Source organism: Ruegeria sp. CDSA246 (assembly GCF_059611225.1).
On record NZ_JBXWPD010000011.1, the window covers coordinates 135313 to 158204 of the forward strand.

19 protein-coding genes and 1 tRNA gene are annotated in these 22892 nt (G+C 58.3%); 10 read left to right on the top strand and 10 right to left on the bottom strand.

Features of this window, described 5'->3' with window-relative positions; genetic code table 11:
- The first annotated feature begins 3 nt into the window (after positions 1-3).
- From AC2FI9_RS15585 to speB, 6 genes are all read left to right on the top strand, one after another.
- Complete coding sequence (locus AC2FI9_RS15585; RefSeq protein ID WP_496768871.1) at positions 4-1014, top strand: imelysin family protein; 1011 nt, start codon at positions 4-6, stop codon at positions 1012-1014.
- Positions 1015-1017: 3 nt separating this feature from the next.
- Positions 1018-2103 (top strand): DUF1513 domain-containing protein, encoded by a 1086-nt coding sequence (locus AC2FI9_RS15590; RefSeq protein ID WP_496768873.1) that lies wholly within the window; start codon positions 1018-1020, stop codon positions 2101-2103.
- 101 nt (positions 2104-2204) lie between these two features.
- Positions 2205-4094 (top strand): biosynthetic arginine decarboxylase, encoded by a 1890-nt coding sequence (gene speA / locus AC2FI9_RS15595; protein WP_496768875.1) that lies wholly within the window; start codon positions 2205-2207, stop codon positions 4092-4094.
- A gap of 22 nt (positions 4095-4116) precedes the next feature.
- The gene (locus AC2FI9_RS15600) at positions 4117-5340 is read left to right on the top strand and encodes a saccharopine dehydrogenase family protein (RefSeq protein WP_472722978.1); all 1224 of its coding nucleotides are present in this window, start codon (positions 4117-4119) and stop codon (positions 5338-5340) included.
- A 75-nt stretch (positions 5341-5415) separates the two neighbouring features.
- On the top strand, positions 5416-6585 hold the full coding sequence (gene nspC, locus AC2FI9_RS15605) for a carboxynorspermidine decarboxylase (RefSeq protein ID WP_496768877.1): 1170 nt from the start codon (positions 5416-5418) through the stop codon (positions 6583-6585).
- Positions 6582-7424: an agmatinase gene (speB, locus tag AC2FI9_RS15610; RefSeq protein ID WP_496768880.1), complete on the top strand. Its 843-nt coding sequence runs from the start codon at positions 6582-6584 to the stop codon at positions 7422-7424. The genes nspC and speB overlap by 4 nt, the downstream gene beginning before the upstream one ends.
- On the opposite strand, the gene AC2FI9_RS15615 is transcribed toward speB, so the two are convergent.
- Positions 7421-8011 carry an HD domain-containing protein gene (locus AC2FI9_RS15615; RefSeq protein ID WP_058275703.1) on the bottom strand — a complete coding sequence of 197 codons (591 nt, stop codon included), beginning with the start codon at positions 8009-8011 and terminating at the stop codon, positions 7421-7423. The two genes, speB and AC2FI9_RS15615, sit on opposite strands and share 4 nt — an antisense overlap.
- 100 nt (positions 8012-8111) lie before the next feature.
- On the opposite strand from AC2FI9_RS15615, the gene AC2FI9_RS15620 reads away from it, so the two are divergent.
- A complete protein-coding gene (locus AC2FI9_RS15620; RefSeq protein ID WP_496768883.1) occupies positions 8112-8942 on the top strand; it encodes a LysR family transcriptional regulator in 831 nt (276 codons plus the stop codon).
- On the opposite strand, the gene lptF is transcribed toward AC2FI9_RS15620, so the two are convergent.
- Together lptF and AC2FI9_RS15630 are read right to left on the bottom strand one after the other, a co-directional pair.
- Complete coding sequence (lptF, locus tag AC2FI9_RS15625) at positions 8939-10078, bottom strand: LPS export ABC transporter permease LptF (RefSeq protein ID WP_496768885.1); 1140 nt, start codon at positions 10076-10078, stop codon at positions 8939-8941. The two genes, AC2FI9_RS15620 and lptF, sit on opposite strands and share 4 nt — an antisense overlap.
- An 806-nt stretch (positions 10079-10884) precedes the next feature.
- Positions 10885-10960: transfer RNA gene (locus AC2FI9_RS15630), tRNA-Trp, on the bottom strand.
- Positions 10961-11103: 143 nt separating this feature from the next.
- Between AC2FI9_RS15630 and AC2FI9_RS15635 the strand changes: the two genes are divergently transcribed.
- Positions 11104-11811, top strand: a complete 708-nt coding sequence (locus AC2FI9_RS15635) for a lysophospholipid acyltransferase family protein (protein ID WP_496768887.1) — start codon at positions 11104-11106, stop codon at positions 11809-11811.
- Here AC2FI9_RS15635 and AC2FI9_RS15640 read toward each other — a convergent pair.
- From AC2FI9_RS15640 to AC2FI9_RS15660, 5 genes are all read right to left on the bottom strand, one after another.
- Positions 11808-12053: a MoaD/ThiS family protein gene (locus tag AC2FI9_RS15640; RefSeq protein WP_170559220.1), complete on the bottom strand. Its 246-nt coding sequence runs from the start codon at positions 12051-12053 to the stop codon at positions 11808-11810. The two genes, AC2FI9_RS15635 and AC2FI9_RS15640, sit on opposite strands and share 4 nt — an antisense overlap.
- Positions 12046-14301 (bottom strand): xanthine dehydrogenase family protein molybdopterin-binding subunit, encoded by a 2256-nt coding sequence (locus tag AC2FI9_RS15645; RefSeq protein ID WP_496768889.1) that lies wholly within the window; start codon positions 14299-14301, stop codon positions 12046-12048. The genes AC2FI9_RS15640 and AC2FI9_RS15645 overlap by 8 nt, the downstream gene beginning before the upstream one ends.
- The gene (locus AC2FI9_RS15650; protein ID WP_496768891.1) at positions 14301-14780 is read right to left on the bottom strand and encodes a (2Fe-2S)-binding protein; all 480 of its coding nucleotides are present in this window, start codon (positions 14778-14780) and stop codon (positions 14301-14303) included. The genes AC2FI9_RS15645 and AC2FI9_RS15650 overlap by 1 nt, the downstream gene beginning before the upstream one ends.
- On the bottom strand, positions 14777-15643 hold the full coding sequence (locus tag AC2FI9_RS15655) for an FAD binding domain-containing protein (RefSeq protein ID WP_496768893.1): 867 nt from the start codon (positions 15641-15643) through the stop codon (positions 14777-14779). The genes AC2FI9_RS15650 and AC2FI9_RS15655 overlap by 4 nt, the downstream gene beginning before the upstream one ends.
- A 129-nt stretch (positions 15644-15772) precedes the next feature.
- Positions 15773-18985: a reductive dehalogenase gene (locus AC2FI9_RS15660; RefSeq protein ID WP_496768895.1), complete on the bottom strand. Its 3213-nt coding sequence runs from the start codon at positions 18983-18985 to the stop codon at positions 15773-15775.
- A gap of 76 nt (positions 18986-19061) precedes the next feature.
- On the opposite strand from AC2FI9_RS15660, the gene AC2FI9_RS15665 reads away from it, so the two are divergent.
- Positions 19062-19964, top strand: coding sequence for a LysR family transcriptional regulator (locus tag AC2FI9_RS15665; protein WP_496768897.1), 903 nt, complete (start codon positions 19062-19064; stop codon positions 19962-19964).
- On the opposite strand, the gene AC2FI9_RS15670 is transcribed toward AC2FI9_RS15665, so the two are convergent.
- Positions 19955-20806 carry a LysR substrate-binding domain-containing protein gene (locus AC2FI9_RS15670; RefSeq protein ID WP_282170991.1) on the bottom strand — a complete coding sequence of 284 codons (852 nt, stop codon included), beginning with the start codon at positions 20804-20806 and terminating at the stop codon, positions 19955-19957. The two genes, AC2FI9_RS15665 and AC2FI9_RS15670, sit on opposite strands and share 10 nt — an antisense overlap.
- A gap of 103 nt (positions 20807-20909) precedes the next feature.
- On the opposite strand from AC2FI9_RS15670, the gene AC2FI9_RS15675 reads away from it, so the two are divergent.
- Complete coding sequence (locus tag AC2FI9_RS15675) at positions 20910-21611, top strand: SDR family oxidoreductase (RefSeq protein WP_496696479.1); 702 nt, start codon at positions 20910-20912, stop codon at positions 21609-21611.
- 2 nt (positions 21612-21613) lie between these two features.
- On the opposite strand, the gene AC2FI9_RS15680 is transcribed toward AC2FI9_RS15675, so the two are convergent.
- Positions 21614-22885 (bottom strand): NAD(P)/FAD-dependent oxidoreductase, encoded by a 1272-nt coding sequence (locus tag AC2FI9_RS15680; protein ID WP_496768899.1) that lies wholly within the window; start codon positions 22883-22885, stop codon positions 21614-21616.
- Positions 22886-22892 lie beyond the last annotated feature (7 nt).

The window sequence follows — 22892 nt, forward strand, 5'->3', positions numbered from 1 at the left end:
CCCATGCGCGCCTTCGTACTTGCTCTTTCCCTGACATTGCCGTTGGGCGCAAACGCACAAGATCGCGAGCCGATCCTGTCCGACGCCATCGAGGCTCATATCCTACCCGGCTATTCCGCCCTGTCAGAATCCACCAACGCTTTGGCCGATGCTGCGCAGGCGGATTGTGACCCGAACTCGACCCAGCTTCGCAATGCATACAACGACGCGTTTGACGATTGGATTTCGGTTAGTCATCTGCGCTTTGGCCCATCCGAAGTCGAGGACCGCGCCTTTGCATTAGCGTTTTGGCCCGATACCAAGGGATTCACCCCTAAAGCACTGTCCAGCCTGATTTCTGCTGAGGATACAGCCATTCAATCCCCGGATGCCTTTGCGGAAACCTCCGTGGCCGGCCGCGGTTTTTTCGCGCTGGAACTGATGCTCTACGATCCACGCTTCACCGATCTGGGCAGAGCCGAGTATCGCTGCGCGCTGATGCAGGCCATAACCGCAGACATCAACTGCAATGCCGGGGCAATTGATGCAGATTGGGCGGACTACGCACGCGCATTGGCAAACCCGGGTGAGAACAGTCCATACCGGTCTGAAGACGAAGCCATGCAAGAGCTTTACAAGGCCCTGACGACCGGTCTGGAATTCACCGGCGAAACCCGCCTTGGTCGCCCATTGGGAAGTTTCGACCGTCCCCGCCCCAAACGCGCCGAGGCGCGGCGTTCCGAACGTTCGTTGCGCCATGTGGAGTTGTCATTGATCGCTTTGCGTGACCTGGCCGCGCGTCTGTCGGCAGATCACCCGGAAATCGCCGCCGATCTGGATGACGCATTCGCCGCCGCCATCGATCGGGCGCAGTCGCTGGACGATCCGGCATTTGCCGGGGTGGCAAACCTGCAGGGACGGTTCCGCGTTGAGGCGCTACAACAATCCATCAACGATATCCGCGCCATTGCCTCGACCGAGCTTAGCCCCACGCTGGGCATCAATGCCGGGTTCAACTCATTGGACGGGGATTGAACCGTGACGAGCCGACGAAGTTTTCTTGCTGGGTTGGCTGCTGCCAGCTTTGCGCCCTTGCGTGGATGGTCAGCTGTCGGCGCACCGGATTATCTGGCCGCCGCACTGTTCCCGGATGGGACTTTTCGGCTGGCCGGGTTGGATACGGGCGGCGACATCCTGTTTTCTCTGCCGTTGCCCGCGCGCGGGCACGCGGCGGCGGCGCATCCCCACCACGCGCAGGCGGTGGCCTTTGCACGCCGTCCGGGAACATTTGCAATCATCATCGACTGCGCGACCGGCACACAGACCGCTGTGTTAGAAGCCCCGAAAGGCCGCCATTTCTATGGGCATGGCGTGTTCTCAACCGATGGAACGCGGCTGTTCACCACCGAAAACGATTTTGAGACCGGTCAGGGTGTGATTGGTGTCTGGAACACGGATGACCACACACGAATTGGGGAGTTCGCTTCAGGCGGTGTCGGTCCCCATGATATGCGTCTGATGCCAGATGGTCGCACATTGGTTGTGGCAAATGGCGGGATCGAAACCCATCCAGAAGCAGGAAGAACCAAACTCAACCTGCCTGTGATGCAACCGCGCCTGACCTATCTGGATCAAAATGGCGGGGTTCTTGAGCAGGTGGAACTGCCACAAAAGCTGCACAAAAACTCGATCCGCCATCTGGCGGTGCGACCTGACGGTTTGATCGGTTTCGCGATGCAATGGCAGGGCGACTCATCGCAACACCCTCCCCTCTTGGGTTTGCATCGCCGTGGCGAAAAACCCCTACTACTCAGCGCGCCCGACGCTGACCAAAGTACGTTGCAGGGATATGCGGGCAGCATCGCCTTTTCCGGTGCAAGCGAAACAGTCGCTATCACCTGTCCCCGCGGCAATGCCCTGCACCGTTTTCGGGTCACGGATGGACAGCTTGATGGCGTCTTCCTGCACGAGGATGTTTGCGGCCTTGGCACCGCATCAAACGGGTTTGTGTTCACAACCGGGACTGGTGTGATCGGGCAATTGTCCACAAACAAAGCCCAAATATCCAACCGGTCTAATTGCCAATGGGACAATCATCTGATCCCAATTCGTGCTACCGCATAAATTCGGAAAACTCCGCCCCATAGATTACACTTGGAAGAATCATATAGCTGCCGTATTGGCGGGCGCGAAACTGGCACCCTGACTTACAAGGACTGACTTGATTGAAACACACGCCCGACGCACCGCATTCCATCTACGGAGTTGAGAAATGGGGCAAAGGTCTCATTGAGGTGACGGAGCAGGGCGAAATCGGTCTGCGTAATCCCATGGCACCCGAGGCTGAAGCGATCAGCTTACCGGGTATTCTCAGTGATCTGGATGAACGTGGCATCAAGGCCCCGATGATCCTGCGCGTCAGTTCCTATCTGGAACACGAGATTGTCCACATTAACGAGAGCTTTCGCGATGCGATTGCGCGCACCGGCTACAAGGGCAGCTATCGCGGTGTCTTCCCGATCAAGGTGAACCAGCAGGCGCAAGTGGTCGACCGGATCGTCGAGTTCGGCAAGAAATACAACTACGGGCTCGAGGCCGGATCCAAACCCGAACTGGTGGTCGCGCTGGCGCACCGTCTCGCCCCCGAGGCGTTGATTGTCTGCAACGGCGTCAAAGATGCCGAATTCATTCAGTTGGCCATCCTCAGCCGCAAGATTGGGTTCAACACGGTCATTGTGTTGGAAAGCCCGAAAGAGGCTGACACGGTGATCCAGGTCTATAACGAACTGGGCATCGAACCCCTGATCGGTGTGCGGGTCAAACTGACCAACCAGATCAGCGGTAAGTGGGAGGAAAGTTCGGGCGACCGGTCCGCCTTTGGTATGAACACCGATCAGCTGGTCGCCACGGTGGATAAGCTGAAAGCGGCGGGCCTGCTGCATTGCCTAAAACTACAGCACTCACACCTTGGTTCGCAGGTGCAGGACGTCAACGATGTGCGCCGCGCGGTGGGCGAAGCCTGCCGGTATTACACCGAACTGACGCGCGAAGGCGTGCCGCTCACCCATCTGGACCTCGGCGGCGGTATGGGCGTGGATTACACAGGTGAGAAGAAGGCCGCCGAGAACTCGATCAACTACACGGTCGAGGAGTACTGCGCCAATGTTGTCGAGACCGTCGCCTACGCGATGGATGAGGCAGAAGTGAACCACCCTACGTTGGTTACCGAAAGCGGCCGCGCCGTGGTGGCGACATCGTCGATGCTGGTGTTCAACGTGCTGGAAAGCACGCTTTACGATGCGCCCAACGGCCCAGAGGTCGAAGCGGACGATCACCATCTGGTCTCAGATCTTGCGGCGATCAACGGCTATCTCAGCAGCGACCGACTGCAGGAATGCTGGAACGACGCGAATTTCTACCGCAACGAACTGCGCGCGCTGTTCCGCCGCGGCTATGTGGACCTGCGCCAGATGGCCCGCGCCGAACGGATCTATCTGTCGCTGATGGCCCGTCTCAAGGCACTGGCCGCAAGCGACGATCTGGACACGGATGTCGATGATCAGCTTGAGAAAGTGGCCGATATCTATCACTGCAACTTCTCGCTGTTCCAGTCGCTGCCTGATGTCTGGGCGATCGACCAGTTACACCCAATTGTGCCCCTGCAGGGCCTGAACCAAACGCCTGATCGTCGCGCGGTTCTCTCCGATATCACTTGCGACAGCGACGGGAAGATTGACCAGTTCATCCTGGCCGACGGTGTCTCGCCCAGCCTGCCTGTGCACTCCCTGCCCGAAGATCGGGAATACCTCATGGGTGTTTTCTTTGTCGGGGCCTATCAGGAAACACTGGGCGATTTGCACAACCTGTTCGGCGACACGAACGTCGTTACCATCGACCTGCGCGCGGACGGCGGCTTTGACCTGCTGCACGAGCAAGAGGGCGACACGATCAGCCAGGTTCTGTCGTATGTCGAGTTCGACCCCAACGATTGTGTCGCCGCGTTCCGCAAAATGGTGGACGAGGCGATCTCGACCGGTACTCTGATGGCCAAGGACCGCAAAACCCTGATGAGCGCCTATCGCGACTCCATCAACGGCTACACCTATTACGAATAACTCCAGAGAGGAGATGACCCCCATGGGAACTTTGAGTGGCAAAACACTGGTTGTCGGCGCAGGCGGCGTATCGCACGCGGCCGTGCACAAGATGGCAATGAATTCGGATATCTTTACCGAAATCACATTAGCCAGCCGCACGAAATCGAAATGCGACGCCATCGCCAAGGCAGTGAAAGATCGCGTGGGCGTTGACATCGCCACGGCGGAGCTGGACGCCTATAAGGTCGAAGATACCGTCAAGTTGATCAAGGAAACCGGGGCCGAACTGCTGGTGAACCTCGCCCTGCCCTATCAGGATCTGGTGCTGATGGATGCGTGTCTTGAGGCGGGCATTCATTATCTCGACACTGCGAACTATGAACCCGAAGATGTGGCCAAGTTCGAATACCACTGGCAATGGGCTTATCAGGACCGGTTCAAAGAGGCAGGCCTGACCGCCATCCTCGGCTCGGGCTTCGATCCGGGTGTAACCAGCGTGTTCGCCAAATGGCTGAAGAAACACAAGCTGGACACCATTCGCCAGATCGACGTTCTGGATGCCAATGGCGGCTCGAACGATCAGGAATTCGCCACCAACTTCAACCCGGAAATCAACCTGCGCGAAGTGCTGGCCGAAGTGCGCCACTGGGAAAACGGCGCATGGCATACCAGCCCGGCGATGACCACAAAGGTCGAATACGATTTCCCCGCCATCGGCCAAAAAAACATGTACCAGATGTATCACGAGGAATTGGAGTCGCTTACGACCCACTTCCCCGAGATTGAGCGTGCCCGCTTCTGGATGACATTCGGCGACGCCTACATCACCCACGCCAAGGTGCTGGAAAATGTCGGCATGACTCGCATCGACCCGGTGATGCATGACGGCAAGGAAATCATCCCGATCCAGTTCCTGAAAACTCTGCTGCCCGATCCCGGCGATCTGGGTGCCGAAACTAAAGGCAAAGCCTGCATCGGTGACATCGCCACGGGTCAGGCCAAGGACGGCTCGGGCGAGAAGACCTATTACATCTACAACATCTGCGACCACGAAGAATGCTACGCAGAAGTCGGCAGCCAAGCCGTCAGCTACACCACGGGCGTCCCCGCCATGATCGGTGCGGCGCAGGTGCTGAAAGGCAACTGGTCCGAGCCCGGCGTATGGAACATGGAACAGCTGGATCCGGACAACTTCATGGACATGCTGAACGAGCACGGTCTGCCGTGGCAGGTCCACGAACTCGACGGTCCGGTCGAGTTCTAACTTCATCTTTTCCAAAATATTCCGGGGGTCCGGGGGCAGAGCCTCCGGCCTCTCCACAATTCGGAGGCGCCGGACATGTCCGACATGATGACCACACAGGCCGGAGACGCAGGAGCCTTTCGCAGCTTTGACCTGAGCCGCGTGCCAAGCCCCTGCTTCGTGGTTGATGAAAAGGCCGTCGAGCGGAACCTGACCATTCTCTCCGACATTGGAACCCGATCCGGCGCACATGTGCTGAGCGCGCTCAAGGCATTCTCGATGTTCTCGCTTGCCCCGCTTGTTCGCCTACATCTCGGCGGCACATGCGCGTCCGGCATTTTCGAAGCACGGCTGGGTCGCGAAGAATATGGTGGCGAGGTCGCGACCTTCTGCGCCGGCTACAAGGACGCAGACATCGATGAAATTCTGTCGTTGTCCGATCACATCATATTCAACTCACCAGCGCAAAAAGACCGGTTTCTTGCCAAAGCTCGGAACGCTGGCGTTCAGGTTGGTCTGCGCATCAACCCGGAACATTCCGAAGGTGAGATCCCCAAATATGACCCCTGTGCGCCCTGCTCTCGCCTTGGCACCCCAATCAGTCAGTTGACGACCGACGAATTGACCGGGGTTGATGGCCTGCACATGCACACGCTCTGCGAACAAGGGTTCGCGCCATTGCAGCGCACTTGGCAGGCGGTCCTGCCAAAACTCAAGCCCTTCCTCGGCCAACTCAAATGGCTGAACTTTGGCGGCGGTCATCATATCACGCGCGACGACTATGACCGCGACGGGCTGGTGGCTTTCATCCGGGACATCCGCGAGAAATACGGCATCGATGTCTATCTCGAACCCGGTGAGGCGGTCGCGTTGGACGCAGGTATCTTGGTCGGCGAAATTCTCGACCTGCCCACCAATGGCATGAACCTTGCAATCACCGATATCTCGGCCACATGCCACATGCCTGACGTAATCGAAGCCCCCTATCGCCCCGCCCTAATGGATGAGGCCGAAGCAGGCCATACTTACCGTCTGGGCGGCCCCTCCTGTCTGGCCGGTGATGTGATCGGGGATTACACATGGGATCAGTCACTGGAAATCGGCCAACGCTTTGCCTTCCTGGATCAGGCCCACTATTCGATGGTCAAGACCAACACATTCAATGGCGTACCGCTGCCTACCATCGCGCTGTGGAACAGTGAAACGGACGAGCTGAAGATCATCAAGCAGTTCGGCTATGACGACTTTAAGGACAGACTTTCATGAGCATTTTCCTCGACAGTGAACTGACCGAAGCCGAGCGGACTGAAGATGCCCGCTTTCGCGTGATCCCTGTGCCGCTGGAGCGCACGGTCTCTTACGGCTCGGGCACGGCCAAAGGGCCTGATGCCATCATCGAGGCCAGCAATGAGCTGGAACGCATTACCGGACATGCTGAACCATGCGTCGAGGGGATCTTCACCGAAGAACCAGTGGATTGCGATGCTTCGCTTGCTGAGATCATGAACCGCCTTTCCCAGCGCACCGAAGCCGCTGTTCGCGCGGGCAAGGTTCCGGTGACTTTGGGCGGAGAGCATTCCCTCAGTTACGGTGCCGTCATGGGAGTGGCGCGCGCATTAGGTCAACCAATCGGCATCGTTCAGATCGACGCCCATGCTGACCTGCGCAACGCCTATCAGGGGGAAAAACACAGCCATGCCTCAGTCATGCATCTGCTGGCCGAGGAAGGCGTTCGATTGGCTCAGTTCGGCGTCCGTGCCTTTTCGACTGAAGAGGCGCAGAGCCGCCTGAAAAACCACATCTTCCACGTGGATGCAGAAGATCTGGTCACAGGCAATATCCATGCCGTCGACCTGCCAGAGGATTTCCCCGAGCTGGTCTATGTCAGTTTCGATGTCGACGGGCTGGACCCGGCAATCATGCCCGCCACCGGAACTCCGGTGCCGGGTGGCCTTGGATATTATCAGGCGCTACGGCTGGTAGAACACACCCTGAAAGGCCGCAAATGCGTAGGCTTCGACGTGGTCGAACTGGCCCCGAACGGCAATGCCGCCTGGGACTTCACCGCCGCGCAGATCGTTTATCGCCTGATGGCTGCCTGTTAACCCTCGGACGTTTCGTTCAGTTCCATATGGCCTTCGCCCTTGTTCAGGACGCGGCGCAGCATGGGTTCAAAGAACTCAAGCGGTTTGGTCGGATACTCGGGATCAAACGCCTTCTGATCGTATTCATGGCAGAAGTAACGGCAGTCCTCCCAATAGGGGCTGTCACGGTACTTGTCGCGGGCGTTGCGATCACCACCCAGGTGGTGATTGTAGTAATAGCCTTGGAACACGCAGTGGTGTTTTAGTATCCAGTGGGTTTTCTCGCTGACATAAGGTTTCATCATCGCTGCCGACAGCTCACCGTGGTTATACGGTGACAGAATATCTCCGGTGTCATGGATCAGTGCCGCGACCACCAGTTCTTCATCCGCACCATCCTCATGGGCACGCGTCGCGGCCTGAAGGCTGTGCTGGTAACGATTGACTGGGTATGGGGTCCACGCTTCGTCCAGGGAGCGGATCGCGTCCAGGATTCGGTCAGGAAGGGCAGCGTTGAACGCCTCTTCATACTCCATGACGGCGTCCCAATCGGCTTTGGTCGCCTCTTCAAAACTGGTCCAGGTGGGTTTGTGGCTTTTGTCCAGCATGATGTTTCCTCTGGCTGATCTGCTACGGCCAGCATATCCGAAGGCAACAGCTGAAAAAAATGAATTGATTTTATCTCTTCGATCAAAAAATACTTTCGACATGCAAATCAAAGCCCTTGAGACATTTCTGTGCGTTGCAGACACCGGTGGCTTCCATGCCGCCGCACGACACCTCAACATCACTCAGACAGCGGTCAGCGCCCGTATCAAACTGATCGAAGAGGAAACCGGAAAGCCCCTGTTCACTCGGGGCGCAGGCGGCACCAACCTGACAGAATTCGGACGGCAGTTTAGACCCTATGCCGAGCAGATGTTGTCATTGTGGTCCTTCGCCTCTCGTGACCTTCCGGGGCAGACACCGCACCGGATCGCCCTTCGCCTTGGTGCACAGCTCAGCGTTTGGGACCCATTACTGGTCGATCTGGCCGTTCGCTATGAACAACGCCATGGCCAGCTATTGCTGACCCTGAACTACGATCATGACCTCAACATGGTCGAGGCCGTGGCGACGCATGTATTGGATGCCGCACTGACCCACGAAAAACCATCCGATCGGCGCGTTCTATATCACGAACTGGCACCGGAACGTTTATTGTTGGTCGAAACCCTGGGCGCGGGCAAAGACCCAGTTTTCGTAAATCTCGAGTTAGGCGAAGTTTATCAGGACCACGTGCGGTCAGCAGCGCGCAAAGCAGCAGAACAAACGCTTTTTTTGGGCAATTGCATGATGGGCCTGCGGTATGTTTTGCAGCGCGGCGGCACGGGGTACTTCCCCGAATATGTTATTCGGGATCAATTGAACGAAGGCACCTTGGTGCCGGTTGCCGAAGCGATAGACCTGATGTTGCCGCTTTATCTGGTGACCCGGCGAGACAGCGAAGCCTTCGACGACGTGGTGGCCTGCCTGACCGAACTGCGTGCGGCGGATTAAGCTTGAGACAAGGCTCCATTCGCCCCCCGCGATCGGGTGCGCAGCAATGGCCGCCCGGCGATCAACAGGAACACGCATGAAATCAAGACGCCGACAATCGCCGGAAGATAAAGCAAAATCCACAGGTTTGGATCATCAATCACGACCGGGGACACAAAGCCCCGGACCCCCTCCAACAGGACCAAAATCGTGAAAGCTCCGAATATCTGTGGCCACAGCCCAAAGCGCGAAAAACTGCCCAGCATCAGCGTTGAAAAACCAGCCATCGCCACCGCGATACAAATGGCGATCCATGAAAAACGCTGATGCAGCTCTTCGATCAGTTCCCCTTCCGAGAACTGCTCGGTCGCAAGAATACTTTCCCGGCCCTGCAACAACTCGAGCGTTGGGATCGCCTCAAGACTGCGCATGGCGTTGGTGTCTGAATTTGTGAGTTCCGAGATGTCATAAGAGGCATCCGCAAAAAGTGTCGAAGACAGCGTCCTGCCTTCCGGGTTCAGGCGCAATGCGATCCCGTCCACCATCACCAGATGAATGCCGGTGCCATTGTTGACCAGATAGGCCGTCTTGCTGGAATAGCTGACCGGGCTCTCTTCATCCCGACGATCCGAGACAAAAACCTCGGACAGCGTGCCATCCAAATCAATTTTCCCAATGTAGACCGTAACGCCTTGCGCGGGGTGCAGAAATTCACCCTCATTTAAAAGCTGGGCAGTGACGTCTCCGGCAACCTCGGCCTGGCGCTGCTCTAGCTGCTCCACCGATGCAGGGCGCAGAATGACACTGATCGCGGCCATCATCAGACCGGTCAGGATGCCGAATACGAACACTGGGCGCGCTAATCTCCAAGGGCTGGTCCCTGTGGCCAGCATCACCGTCATCTCGCTTTCGCGGCTCAGGCGGTTGGTGGCATAGACAGCGGCGGCAAAAACCGCCATTGGCATCACGGTGCGGATAAGGGTCGGCAACGTCAGTGCGGTGAATTCCAGAAACACCATCGCGGGTTGGCCGCCGCTGATCACCCGGTCAAATAGGCTGACGGAACGGGTAATCCAGAACACACCCACCAGAACCAGGGTAAAAAAGCCGAACAGAATCAGCAGCTGCCGCAGGAAGTAACCATCAAAACGCGACATGAACCCTCTTCCGCCTGTCTGTTGTGGGCAGGACCATAGGCCATTCCAAAGGCGCAGGAAACCGGATTGATCGAATTGCGCGGCACCTGGCTAAACCAATGTTAACCCCATCTAAACCCCAGGTTCAACACAGCCGCCAATCTGAGTGGAATGAACAACCGAACACGCGATGGAGGAGAATATGATGGCCCACGCAGACTTCATCACCGAAATGGGCGTCTTTTGAAGCCTCGTACATTCGCATGCGGCGTAAAGCCGGTTGGTTGTAGAAAATGGATCGGTCAGATTCAGCCGCCTTTAGACCCCCCCGGGTCTCAATATTCCCGTATGCAACACCGGCAAAGTTTTCTACGCCACATATTTGCCATATTTCCTTTCAGTTGATACGGTCGCAAAAAAGGCGAATGCCGGTGGCCAAGATAGAGCAGCAGTCAAAATATTCTAAGAGCGTCGCAGCGCTCACCGTGCCAGAGTCCCTAAAGGGCAAACGCGGAGGGCTGTTCTATTTGCTTTGCGAAATGGAGCGAGCTCGGCTTATGAGACTGTACGGGCCGAACTTCGAAGACATCATCACAAAGTCGCCCTCGCACCAGGGCTCAAACAACGGTCGATTGGTCAGTATGCTCTCGGTCGACGAGTTCATATTTTTCTAGCAATCAATGCCTGGCAGTTGCGTTGTTCGAAAAGTTAAGAATCGCGTCTTGTGACCGGGTCCCTGCAGCCTCAGATTACACCCCAAATAATTGCAGGATACCTAGCTTGGGTTTCGTTCTTGACGATGAAACGGCCGCAGGTCAATGAGGAAATGGCAGGGGCAGCAGGGTTCGAACCCGCGACCTACGGTTTTGGAGACCGTCGCTCTACCAACTGAGCTATACCCCTAAGGTGCGCTTCAAATATGCCAGCCGCGCAGCGGACTCAAGAGGCTTTTTTAGATTCCGCGCGACTAATGCATCCGACAAACAAGTTGCGTGCAGCGTTTAGTTCTATAAGACACGGTTTGGTCAGTACGAGGGACCCAATCCGTGAGTATCCGCAAAAAGATCGCCGACAGCGAAGCCGTTTTGAACTGGGCCGCGCGCCGCATCGCAAGTTATATCCGGATGGTCAATCGCAACACCAAATGGAAGCGCATCGGATACGAAGAACTGGACCAACTGGCCGAACAAGGTGAGCCGGTGATCGTGGTGCTGTGGCACCAAAGGCTGGCGCAGTCGCCGTATTTCTTCCCGCTGGACAAAGGGCGCATCTGCTCGATCACTTCGTCTGCGCGGGCCGGCAGTATGGTAGGTCGGGTGCAGAAACTATTCGGCATGGACACCATCGCCATGGCCAGCAAACACAAGAGCAACGTTGCCGTCTCGCGAGAGGTGATCGGTAAGATCAAACAAGGGATTTCCATCGGCATCGCTGCTGACGGACCACGTGGGCCTGAGCGTGTGCTTTCCACGGTGCCATTGGTTTGGGCGCGCACGTCTGGCAAACGAATCTTCGGGATCACCTTTTCGGCACAATATGGCAGCGAAGCGGGTACATGGGATCGCCTGTTGATGCCCCGCCCCTGGCGGAACACGGGAGTCTTTCTATGCCGCGAGTGGACTGAGACCGTGCCGCGCAAAGCATCAGAAGAGCAAATCGAAGAGCTGCGCCAAAGCCTTGAGCAGCATATGAACGATATCACTGCCGAAGCCGACCGCATGGTCGGGCGCGAACCGTGGTCGCCAGAGGCCTAACCGCCCCTTAACCGCTGCATCAGGTACACTTCGCTGCCTTCAGGGATTGGCTCGGTCAACCCTGTGGCGATAACGCGGCCGTCAATTGCGATTGACACGCCGGCATCAATAGGGCCTTGAAGCTGTGGGTGGGCCAGCACTAGTGCGCGTAACAAGTCCCCGGTCGTCTTGGCTTCAACCTCGACGACCTGCTGGCCCCCGGTCAATGACCGGAGGCCTGACCAGAGATGAACCTCAACCATCGTCCTTGAGCGCGGCCAGAATGCGCGGCGGTGACATCGGTAACTGACGCATGCGCACGCCAGCCGCATGGGACACGGCGTTGGCAATGGCGGCCAGAGGCGGCACGATGCCGGTCTCGCCGACGCCTCGTACACCGAAGGGATGACCGGGGTTGGGCACTTCGACAATCACCGTGTCGATCATCGGCAGGTCACTGGCGACGGGGATGCGATAGTCGAGGAAGATCGAGTTCTGCAGGCGACCGTCATCGCCGTAGATATACTCTTCGTTCAGCGCCCAGCCGATGCCTTGCGCGGCACCGCCCTGATACTGCCCTTCCACATAGGTCGGGTGAATCGCCTTCCCGGCATCCTGAATGACCGTGTAGCGAGTGATCGAGGTCTTACCGGTTTCCGGATCAACCTCGGCATCAACGATATGAGTGCCAAACGACACACCTGCGCCTTCCGGGGTCGCCTCAAAGTGGCCTGAGATCGGACCGCCGGTCGAACCCATATGGGCCGTGATATCGGCCAACGGCCTCGGATCGAAATCACCGGCATTGGGGCCCGAGGGCACCGCACAGCCGTTTTCCCATTTGACTGCGTCCGTCGGAATTCCCCAGCTGGCCGCCGCACGTTCGCACAGTTTTTCGACTGCGTGTTTGGCTGCTTTGATGGTCGCCAGACCGGAGGCGTACGTCACGCGAGAGCCGTGGCTGACGTCGTTGTACCCAAGCGTCGCTGTATCGGCGATGGTCACCCGGATGTTTTCGTAGGGAATGCCCAGCACCTCAGCCGCCATCAGCGCCATTGAAGCGCGCGAGCCGCCGATGTCCGGCGTACCGACCATCAACTGGGCCGAACCGTCCTCAGACAGAGATAGCGAGACCGAAGTTTCACCACCGTGGTTAAACCAGAACCCGCAAGAGATGCCGCGCCCCTGCCCTGGCTTCAGCGGGGCTGAGTAATGCGGATGCGCCTTGGCGGCTTCCAACGTCTCAACCAGACCGATGCGCTCATAACGCGGGCCGTAGCTGGCCTTTGTGCCTTCATACGCCGCATTTTTCAGGCGTACATCGACAGGATCAAGGTCCAGCTTTTTGCACAGCTCATCAATCACCGACTCAACGGCAAATGCCCCCATTGGTGCACCGGGTGCACGGTAGGCTGCCTGTTTCGGTCGGTTGGCCATAACGTCATAGCCAACCTGTTTGACGTTGGTCAGATTGTAAGGCGCAAAGGCACACATGGCGGTCATATCGCCCGGCGCGCCCGGAAACGCGCCACCTTGCAGGCGGAACACGCCCTGCGCGGCCGAGATGGTACCGTCCTTCTTCATGCCGATCTTGATGTCCATCGACGCCGAGGCCGTCGGGCCAGTTGCCCGGAACACTTCGGACCGGGTCATCACGAGTTTGACCGGGCGGTTGGCCTTTCGGCTTAGCGCCAGTGCAACGGGTTCAATGAACACAGTCGTCTTGCCACCAAAGCCGCCGCCAATTTCGGACGCTGTTACGCGCAGCTGTGCGGTCTCAATCCCCAACAGCGCCGCACAGGTTTTCTGCGCGATCCAGTGGCCCTGGGTCGTGCACCACAGCTCACCCTTGCCATCATTGCCCAACATACCCAAACAGGCGTGCGGCTCGATGTAACCCTGATGGGTCGCCTCAGTGACAAAGCTGTCTTCGATGACCAGATCGGCCTCGGCAAAGCCAGCCTCGACATCACCGTGTCCGCTTTCGTGGTACCGCACGACGTTTGGATGCATTCCTTCAGGAACTGAATAGTCCGCGGCACCTTCGCGAATGACCGGAGCATCCGAGGCCATCGCCTTGTCCACATCGGTGACGTGGGGCAACACCTCGTATTCGACCTCGATCAGCTTGAGCGCATCGCGCGCTGCCAGCGCCGACGTGGCCGCAATGGCCGCTACAGCGTGGCCGTCATACAGTGCCTTTTCGCCTGCCATGACGTTTTCCAGAACATTCCAGAATTCGCCTTCCAGACCCGGTTTGAACGGGACGTCGGCAAAGTCCGCACGAGTCACGACGGCTTTGACGTCCTTATGCGCCTGGGCCTTCGAAGCGTCGATTTTCACGATCCGCGCATGGGCATGGGGCGAGCGCAGGATCGCGCCGTGTAGCATGCCGGGTGCCGAGATATCTGCCCCGAACTTCGCGCGGCCCGTAACCTTGTCCAATCCGTCGGGACGGTTCGGTCGGGTGCCAACGAAAGTAAATTCCGATTTGCGATCGTCCAGTGCCATTACAAAGCCTCCCGCAGCTCTTCCGCCGTTTCCATGACGGCACGAATGATTTTGTCATAACCGGTGCAGCGGCACAGGTTCCCTGCCAGCCAGTACCGGGTTTCTTCTTCTGTCGGGTTGGGGTTCTTTTCCAACAGAGACTTGGCCGCGACCAAAATGCCCGGTGTGCAGATGCCGCACTGAAGCGCGGCGTGTTCGATAAACTTCTGCTGCAGCGGGTGCAGAACGTCGCCATCCGCGATGCCCTCGACCGTTTCGATCTGCTTGCCATCGGCCTCTACCCCCAGCATCAGGCAGGAACAGACCAGGCGCCCGTCGACCGAGACGGAACACGCGCCGCAGTCACCAGTACCACAGCCTTCTTTCGCGCCGGTCAGGTTCAGCTTGTCGCGCAGACAGTCCAGCAGGGTTTCGCGCGGGTCGCAGAGGTATTCAACCGAGTCGCCGTTTACAGTGGTGGATACGTGGAACTTGCTCATGCTTGTTCTCCCTTCGCACGGGCATAGGCGATTTTCGCGGCGCGCGTGGCAAGAACGCCAGCGACCTCGGTGCGGAACGCGATGGTGCCGCGCTTGTCGTCAATCGGGTTGCACGCAGCGGATGCCGCAGCAGCCAGCGCATCAAGCGCGGCATCGTTCAACGTACTGCCGATGATGGCCTTCGCGCAGTCTTCAACCAGTAGAACGGTCGGGGCGACAGCACCCAGCGACACGCGGGCTTCGGTAACAGTGTCGCCGTCCAAACGCAGGTTCACCCCTACGCCGACAACAGCAATATCCATCTCGGTGCGTGGTATGAACCGCAGATAGGCGTCGCCGCCGTCCTCACCTCGTGCAGGGATATGGACAGCCGAGACAAGCTCACCCTTGGCCAGCGATGTCTTGCCAGGGCCGGTCGGGATATCTTCGACAGCAACTTCGCGATCGCCACCCGGGCCTGTCACGGTAACGGTCACTCCGGCGGCGACCATAGCAGGCACGGAATCCGCCGCAGGAGAGCCATTGCAAAGGTTCCCGGTCAGCGTTGCGCGCCCCTGCACTTGGGTTGATCCGATCAGGTCCATCGCCTCGACCACACCGGGCCAATCCCGGCCCAGTTCGGGGTGCTCGCTCATTTCTGCACCGGTGGCAGCGACTCCCAGCGTCCAGCTGCCATCTGCATTGCTGTTGATGTCGCTCACGCCATCAATCTTTTTGATGTCGATCAGCGTGTCGGGTGTCACCAGTTCCGAGCGCAGCTGCACCAGTACATCGGTGCCTCCTGCAAGAAACCGGGTAATGCCCGTCGCATTCGCGGCCAGAGCCGACGCCTCGGCAAAGCTGGCGGGGCTGTGATAATCCATGAAAATACCTCGCACCTGTTGATCAGGATTCACTGGGGTTCGCAGGGGACGTTAGTGCAGCTACCCCACGGCGTCCATGGCTGGAACGACCAATTTTTGTGTTTATCGAAGTCGTTTTCAGACCTCAGATCAGAGGTCGAGTTCGATCACACCGTCAGGTTCAGCCGCACGGCTTTGACACAAGATGATCGCGCCCTCGCGCTGTTTGTTGGACAGAACGAAATCACGATGCTCAATATCGCCGGAAACCACTCCGCATTTGCAGACGCCACATATACCGTCGGCGCATTTAACATCCACGTGAATACCCGCCTCGTTCAATACCTGAGCGGCATCTTTGCCTTCGGGGACGGTCAGTTCCCTGCCCGATTTTGCCAGCTTCAACGTGAAGGGATGGTTTTCATACTCCGGCTGTTCCGGAACTGAGAAATACTCCAGGTGCCGCGCCTCTTCGGGAAATCCCTGACTGTCGGCCGCTTGTATGACACCGTCCATGTAGCGATCCGGTCCGCAGGTATAGACGTGCCACCCTTCCTGATACCCCGACAAGACAGCATCCAGATCGGCGCGTGTTCCTTCATCTGAGAAATGAAAATGCACATGGTCGGCCCAGGGCATCGCCGCCAGATCGTCCAGGTACCCAGCCCCAGCGCGGGTGCTGGCGGAATAGTGTAACGCGAACGGCTTGCCCAAGCTGTGCAACCGATGAGCAAATGCAATCATCGGGGTGATGCCGATCCCGCCGCCCATCAAAAAAGTCTTTGTTGCGCTCTCATCCAGTTCGAAATGGTTGATCGGATTCGAGATAAAGACCTTGCGCCCTTCGCTGAAGATTCGATGCAACAGGGCCGAACCGCCGCGTCCTTCATCCTCGCGCAGAACGCCGATCTGATAGACTGACCCGTCCGATGGGTCCCCCGACATTGAGTACTGGCGCAGAAACTCAGGCGCGACCAGCACATCCAGATGCGCCCCGGCGGTCCAATCCGGTAAAGGCGCACCATTCAGGGCCGAGAATTCATACTTGGTCACATCCGCCGTCATCTTGTCGACCTTGGTCAGCGCAACCCGCATCACCGGCGCATCGCCCGCGATCGAGTAACGATGCACGATCGACGTATCCCCTTCTGCCTTGCGGTTTTTGTATTCTTCGGCTGACACCATCGCCTGATAGGCCGCAATCCCGGCCTCGCGGTCCATCGCAAAGGGATATGGCCACGGATGGGGGGCCAGATAGGCGGGATAGACGGCTAATGTCTGATCGTCGTACTTCAGGTCCAGATCTGTCTGCAGGTCACGCCGGTTCAGCGGGTGTTTCGTCGGACGATAGGCTCCGTCCGTTTGCAATTCGATATCCCACCACCATTTCTTGGTGTCGTTCAATCCGCCATTACCCACGGCATCGTCCAGTTTCGCCAATGCCGGCGCGGCTTTCGGGATGTTCATCGCGGCCCAGCGGAACGGGCGTTCCTTGAAGATGCCCTCAAGGTTCCATGGGCACGTCTTCATGCAGCGCCCGCACATCGCACCGCCGGGTGTGGTCACGCGATAGGTCGCGCATTTCTGGCTGTCGGATTTCCAGATCTCATAGCCGTTGAACATGAGTTTCGGCCCCGCAGTGATTGCCCCCGACGGACATTCGCGCGCGCATTTATTGCAGCTTTCACAGAAGGTCTGCAGACCAAAATCAATCGGTTTGTCGTGCTCCATCGGCATGTCGGTCGTCACCGCGCCGGACTTGAGCCGGGGCCCGAGATAAGGGTTCAGGATGACCTCGCCAATCCGGCTGACCTCGCCCAATCCGGACAGAAGCAAAAGCGGCGGTTGCAGCACTTCGCCATCCATGACCGTATGCGCCTTGGCTTTGTAACCCAGGTTGCGGATCTGCTGCGCGATTACACCGCCCAACAGCGAAAACCGCAGATAAGCGCGCATCGACTGGGCAACTGCGATCCAGTCGTCGCCACTGGACCCCTCCATTGTTTCATAGCCCTGGTCGATGATCACGCTGATGGCTTGATCATGGGGCGGGTTGATCTCTTCTCCTGCCGCGTCGTGAGAGTACCACGCCCATTCCGGGCAACGGCTGAGGCCCACGGCATCGCCTCCAATGAAATAGGTCGCGGCCTTGATATTCGCGGCATTTCGGGCGGCATCGGTCGGGCGCGAGCCATCTGCGCTGTCGCCATCCTGCAATAGCACAAATGCGCCCAATGAGCGGCGCTGGGCGAAACTGGGGGCGGCCTTGCGCACATAGTGCCCCCCCCTGGCTGCATCCTGCAGCGGTTTGCCCATATCCCCGAATTGTGCGCGGGCAAACATGTCGGCGCGTTTGGGAACGCGGGCTACATTTTCTTCGTCGATGTAGGTCGTCGGGTCCTCGACGCGCTTAAGTTTCTCGAAAGGATGCGCCCCGTCCACGTAGCGTCGTTTGGCGTAAGCATCCCGGTTCAGCGCGTTCTTGGCGAACCCCGTTCCCAGCCACCACGCCGGACCTTGTGTACGAAACCACGGTTGCTGCGCCATGGGTTGCAGCGGTTGATCATGCGCAATCTCCATCTCGGTTGTAACAGCTGCCAGACCAAACCGCTTGCCCAGCCACGGCACGACAACATCGCCATCCTCGACCGAGGCCAACCCAGCCGCCACCGCCAGTTTTCCAAGATCAACTTCAGAGGACATCGCGGTATGTGCCCGCGCATCGAACCCCAACAACCGGATATAGTTGGCAATCACCACCGCATTCTCTGTCGCCAGCAAACAGGAACGGTGATCCTGCGCATCCATGATCCAATCAGAGCCGGGCTCATCCGGGTTCGGATCACGGTTGTGTTCATAGACAAAGACGATGGCGTGGCGGTGCGTGTCCATCGGCTTGGGCGCGGCCTCCGTGCTTTCTTTTAGGTCAGCCATGATGACATCGATGCCCGAGGCCAGCGTTTTAGTCTGCCGGGTCTTCAGCGCATGGGCCAGACGATCAATGTCCGGGTTATGACGCGACTGGGGCAGCATCGCCTCGGCAGGCAAAGGCCCGCACCCCATCATCGACGCGTCATTGAAATAGCCAAAAGCCTTCAAGTGATGGGCGCGCGCGGTCGGATCAGCCGGGATTTCAGAGGGCACAGAATTCACGAACCCATCACGAATAGCGTCCATCATCGCCTGAAACTCGAGCATGGCGTTGACGATGCTTTCAGGCTGATCCGGCCGGTGAAAACTGAGTACGGGCATCGGCGGCACGGCAGACAGGTCCGGCACAGCGCTCTGCCGCGCCAATCGTTCCAACGGATAAGGCCCCATGTGGACCGGCCGGTTCTTGTCCGAGAAAAAGCGGATCCCCATCGTGCGCCTCCTGATGTCTAGGTCTCACCTAATGCGGCGTGGACAGTAAATCCATTCATGAATAATCATAAGCGGTATGAGCAAAATAGATTTTATGGATCTGGACGGGAAAGTCCTGAGGGTCTTTCTAACCATTCTCGAAGAAAACTCGGTGTCCAAGGCCGCAGATCGGCTTGGCGTGACGCAATCGGCCATCAGCCACACCCTGTCCAAACTTCGGGTGGTTCTGGGCGATCCGTTATTTATCAGATCAGGGCAAGGTCTGACCCCTACTGAGCGCGCCTTGTCCCTGAAAGACCCCGTGCAGCAGGTTCTGGACAATATGCGCGCACTGACCGAGGACCGCCCGTTCGACCCGCTGTCCGAAGAGATGGTCTTTCACATCGCCACAAACGACATGCCGAGGGAATTGATTTTCCCGCAATTGCTGCAAAAGGTTCGGGCCGAAGGCGTGCGGCTGGGGTTGGGATTTATCCCATCAGGTGTTCCAGATCCTGAGCTGCTGCGCAGCGATCGGTGTCAATTGATGCTGACACCTTTGCCGCCGGATGGACCGGACATCTTTCAAAAGCGCATCCTCAGCAGTCCGTTGATGATCTACTATGATGGCACACGACGATCTCCTCCGGACAGTTGGGAAACCTATTGCGAAACCGAGCATGTCGAAGTGCGCTTTGCCGATGGCCGCAGCTCGCGCGCTGTTATGCGGGGTGTCGATCAAAACCAGATCAGGCCACCGACGGTTACCCTGCCGCATTTCAATGCCATTACCTCATTTGTGAAAGGCGGCGACCTGATTTCAACCGATACGGCGTTGATGAAACACGGGCCGCTACATGCGTTGGATTGTGCACCTCTGCCCTTCGCGTGCGACCCTGTCTCTATCTACATGGTCTGGCACCAAAGATCTTCCAACGACCCGGCACATCGCTGGTTGCGTGACAGGATCGAAGCCATCGCAGCGACGCTTCAGGATTGAGACAGCAACCAGTCTTTCATCACTGCGACCAGCGCGGGTTGGCGTGGCTGTTTGGGTGTTACGATGTAAAAGCCCAAGTCCTCGACCAACTCGTCCGGGATCGGGCGCACCAACTGACCGGCGGCCAACTGGGCAGAAACAAGCGGTTCGTTAGCAAGCGCAACACCCTGGCCCGACACGGCTGCGTCGATGGCAAGGCTGGTCTGGCTGAAACTCATCATCTTCGGCTTGCCCGTGATCCCTGCACGCTGCAGAAACAAAGGCCACAGCCCATGGGTGTCGTTCAGCAGAGTGTGCTTTGTCAGGTCAGCAGGATGCGCAATTCTGGCCGCCATCTCAGGACCGCAAACCGGAATGAAAGTTGTGGAAAACAGAGGCACTGCGACCACCCCGGATCCAAACGGCGCACGCCCTTGCCGAACAGCAATGTCGACGCCGTCCCCCTGGAAATCCGCCAGCCGTTCCCGCGCGTCGACCTGCACGGCAATATCAGGGTGGTGCCGCGTAAAGTCCGGAAGTCGAGGAACCAGCCATTTCGAGGCAAAGCTGGGCGTGACAGAGATAGTAATTTGTCTGTCCCCAGAAAGATCCTCGACGGCCTCTTCGATCAGACGGAAGGCCCGGCGCAAGGGCGCATGGAACCTGCGCCCAGCCTCGGTCAGCGCAAGGCCACGCGGCAGGCGGTCAAAGAGCGTCACAGCCAATCGTGCCTCAAGCCCGCGTACCTGCTGGGCGACGGCACCTTGGGTGACGCCCAGATCCTCGGCAGCCAAGCGAAAGTTCAGATGCCGCGCCGAAGCTTCGAAGGCCCGCAAAGCGTTCAGAGGGGGAAGAGCCGCCATCGTAGCACCCTGTAGTTTTTCTACATCATAAGGCCAGCAGAACTGATTGGTCAATCAGATCGCCAAAGCCCATCTTCATGCCATCAATGAATGGAGAAATCACATGACCAAAGTGGCGCTGATAACAGCGGGCGGCAGCGGAATGGGCGCAGATTCAGCCCGACGTCTGGCCGCAGATGGATTTAAGGTCGGCATCCTGTCGTCTTCTGGCAAGGGTGAGGCACTGGCGCACGAACTGGGTGGTGTTGGCGTGACCGGGTCAAACCAGTCGACGGATGATCTGCAAAAACTGGTCGACACCGCGATGTCCCATTGGGGGCGCATCGACGTGCTGGTCAACTCGGCCGGTCACGGACCGCGCGCGCCAGTGCTGGAGCTGACGGACGAGGATTGGCACACCGGTATGGACGTCTATTTCCTGAACGCCGTCAGACCAACCCGGCTGGTGACACCTATTATGCAGAAGCAAGGTGGTGGATCGATCATCAACATTTCGACCTTCGCCGCGTTCGAGCCCGACCCTGTCTTCCCAACCTCGGGCGTGTTCCGCGCAGGTTTGGCCGCTTTCACCAAGCTGTTCTCGGATCATTACGCGGCTGACAACATCCGGATGAACAACGTCTTGCCAGGGTTCATCGACAGCCTGCCAGAGAAAGAGGAATTCCGCGCGCGCATCCCGATGGGCCGCTATGGACGCAGCTATGACGAGATCGCCTCGGTCGTGGCGATGCTTGCGTCAGAAGGCGGCGGCTATATCACCGGTCAAAACATCCGGGTTGATGGCGGCATCACCCGCGCGGTCTGAGGTCAGAACCGCGCTTTTACAAAATGAGTCAGCGCCGCGCCGGTTTCAAAATAGGCGCGGCGTAGCCCTATCCACTTTTCCTGATACTCTGGGACTGCGGGCACCGGCAAAAGGCTTGGATCGTCCTGCAACAGACTTTGGGCAACAAGGCGGCCAAAGACAGTGCCTGGCCCGATTCCACGCCCCGAAAATCCATGAACGGACAGAGCATTGGGACCGATCTGCGTAATCTTCGGGATGTGGTCCGACGTCATGGCGATGCGGCCATGCCACCCTTCGACCAATGGCTGATCGGCCAGTTGCGGATACAGCTGTGCCAGTTTGCGCTTGATCCAGCTCTTGTGAATCCCGCCGCCTGCTTGATCCAGATCACCCATGGCACCGATGATAAACCGCCCCTCTTGATCCATTCGGAACGAGGTCATGATCAGGTCTGTGTCCCAGCACCCCTCATCCCCCGGCAAAACGCTAGCGCGCAGATTGTCCGACAATGGGGCCGTGGCATATTGGAAATAATAGACTGGTACATAAGCGGGGGCCGATGCGGTCAGATCACGGTGATAGGCATTGGTCGCCTGAATGACCCATTTGGCGCGCACCGTGCGCCGAGCAGTCTTCAACACCCAGATTCCATCCATTTGCTGCATGGACTGAACCGGGTCTTGCGTGGAAACTAACGCGCCAGCCTCAACCCCGGCACGCGCCAATCCACGCACATATGCCAATGGCTGGATGGTTCCGGCGCGCGGATCGAACAGGGCGCCACCAAAGGCCGCACTGCCGGTGCGTTGGGCTGTCAGTTCTGCAGACAGCAACTCAACCGGTGCGCCAGCAGCGCTGAGTTGCGCATGGCGGACCTGCAGGTCCCGGAGGCCCGCAGCCGAATGCGCACAGTGCAGAGTTCCGTTGCGCACAGGTTCACAGTCTATCCCATGCTGGTCGATCAGGCTGAACACCTCTGATGGAGCAGCAGCCAAAAGGTCAACCAGCCGATCCCCAACCATGTCACCCAGATGCGCGCGAATCTCAGCGGGCGGCAACCACAGCCCCGCATTCGCCAGCCCGACATTGCGGCCCGAGCCACCGTGACCGATGTCATGCGCCTCAAGCAGACAGACCGAAGCACCAGCCTTGGCCGCGGTCAGCGCCGCAGAACAGCCGGTATAACCACCACCGATCACCGCCAGATCAACAGTGAAATCACCGGTCGAAACACTGGGTTCGACATGTTCACGGCATGTGTTCAGCCAAAGGGACTGGTTGTGGTCGCTCATGTCGCGC

Bases quoted from the DNA above. Each gene is read 5' to 3' on its own strand.
- AC2FI9_RS15640 (WP_170559220.1), bottom strand. From the start codon at position 12,053: ATGGTTGAGGTTCATCTCTGGTCAGGCCTCCGGTCATTGACCGGGGGC.
- AC2FI9_RS15675 (WP_496696479.1), top strand. From the start codon at position 20,910: ATGACCAAAGTGGCGCTGATAACAGCGGGCGGCAGCGGAATGGGCGCA.
- AC2FI9_RS15670 (WP_282170991.1), bottom strand. From the start codon at position 20,806: ATGGCGGCTCTTCCCCCTCTGAACGCTTTGCGGGCCTTCGAAGCTTCG.
- AC2FI9_RS15615 (WP_058275703.1), bottom strand. From the start codon at position 8,011: ATGCTGGACAAAAGCCACAAACCCACCTGGACCAGTTTTGAAGAGGCG.
- AC2FI9_RS15660 (WP_496768895.1), bottom strand. From the start codon at position 18,985: ATGGGGATCCGCTTTTTCTCGGACAAGAACCGGCCGGTCCACATGGGG.
- nspC (WP_496768877.1), top strand. From the start codon at position 5,416: ATGTCCGACATGATGACCACACAGGCCGGAGACGCAGGAGCCTTTCGC.
- AC2FI9_RS15585 (WP_496768871.1), top strand. From the start codon at position 4: ATGCGCGCCTTCGTACTTGCTCTTTCCCTGACATTGCCGTTGGGCGCA.
- AC2FI9_RS15655 (WP_496768893.1), bottom strand. From the start codon at position 15,643: ATGGATTATCACAGCCCCGCCAGCTTTGCCGAGGCGTCGGCTCTGGCC.
- speB (WP_496768880.1), top strand. From the start codon at position 6,582: ATGAGCATTTTCCTCGACAGTGAACTGACCGAAGCCGAGCGGACTGAA.
- AC2FI9_RS15600 (WP_472722978.1), top strand. From the start codon at position 4,117: ATGGGAACTTTGAGTGGCAAAACACTGGTTGTCGGCGCAGGCGGCGTA.
- AC2FI9_RS15650 (WP_496768891.1), bottom strand. From the start codon at position 14,780: ATGAGCAAGTTCCACGTATCCACCACTGTAAACGGCGACTCGGTTGAA.
- lptF (WP_496768885.1), bottom strand. From the start codon at position 10,078: ATGTCGCGTTTTGATGGTTACTTCCTGCGGCAGCTGCTGATTCTGTTC.
- AC2FI9_RS15645 (WP_496768889.1), bottom strand. From the start codon at position 14,301: ATGGCACTGGACGATCGCAAATCGGAATTTACTTTCGTTGGCACCCGA.
- AC2FI9_RS15620 (WP_496768883.1), top strand. From the start codon at position 8,112: ATGCAAATCAAAGCCCTTGAGACATTTCTGTGCGTTGCAGACACCGGT.
- AC2FI9_RS15680 (WP_496768899.1), bottom strand. From the start codon at position 22,885: ATGAGCGACCACAACCAGTCCCTTTGGCTGAACACATGCCGTGAACAT.
- AC2FI9_RS15665 (WP_496768897.1), top strand. From the start codon at position 19,062: ATGAGCAAAATAGATTTTATGGATCTGGACGGGAAAGTCCTGAGGGTC.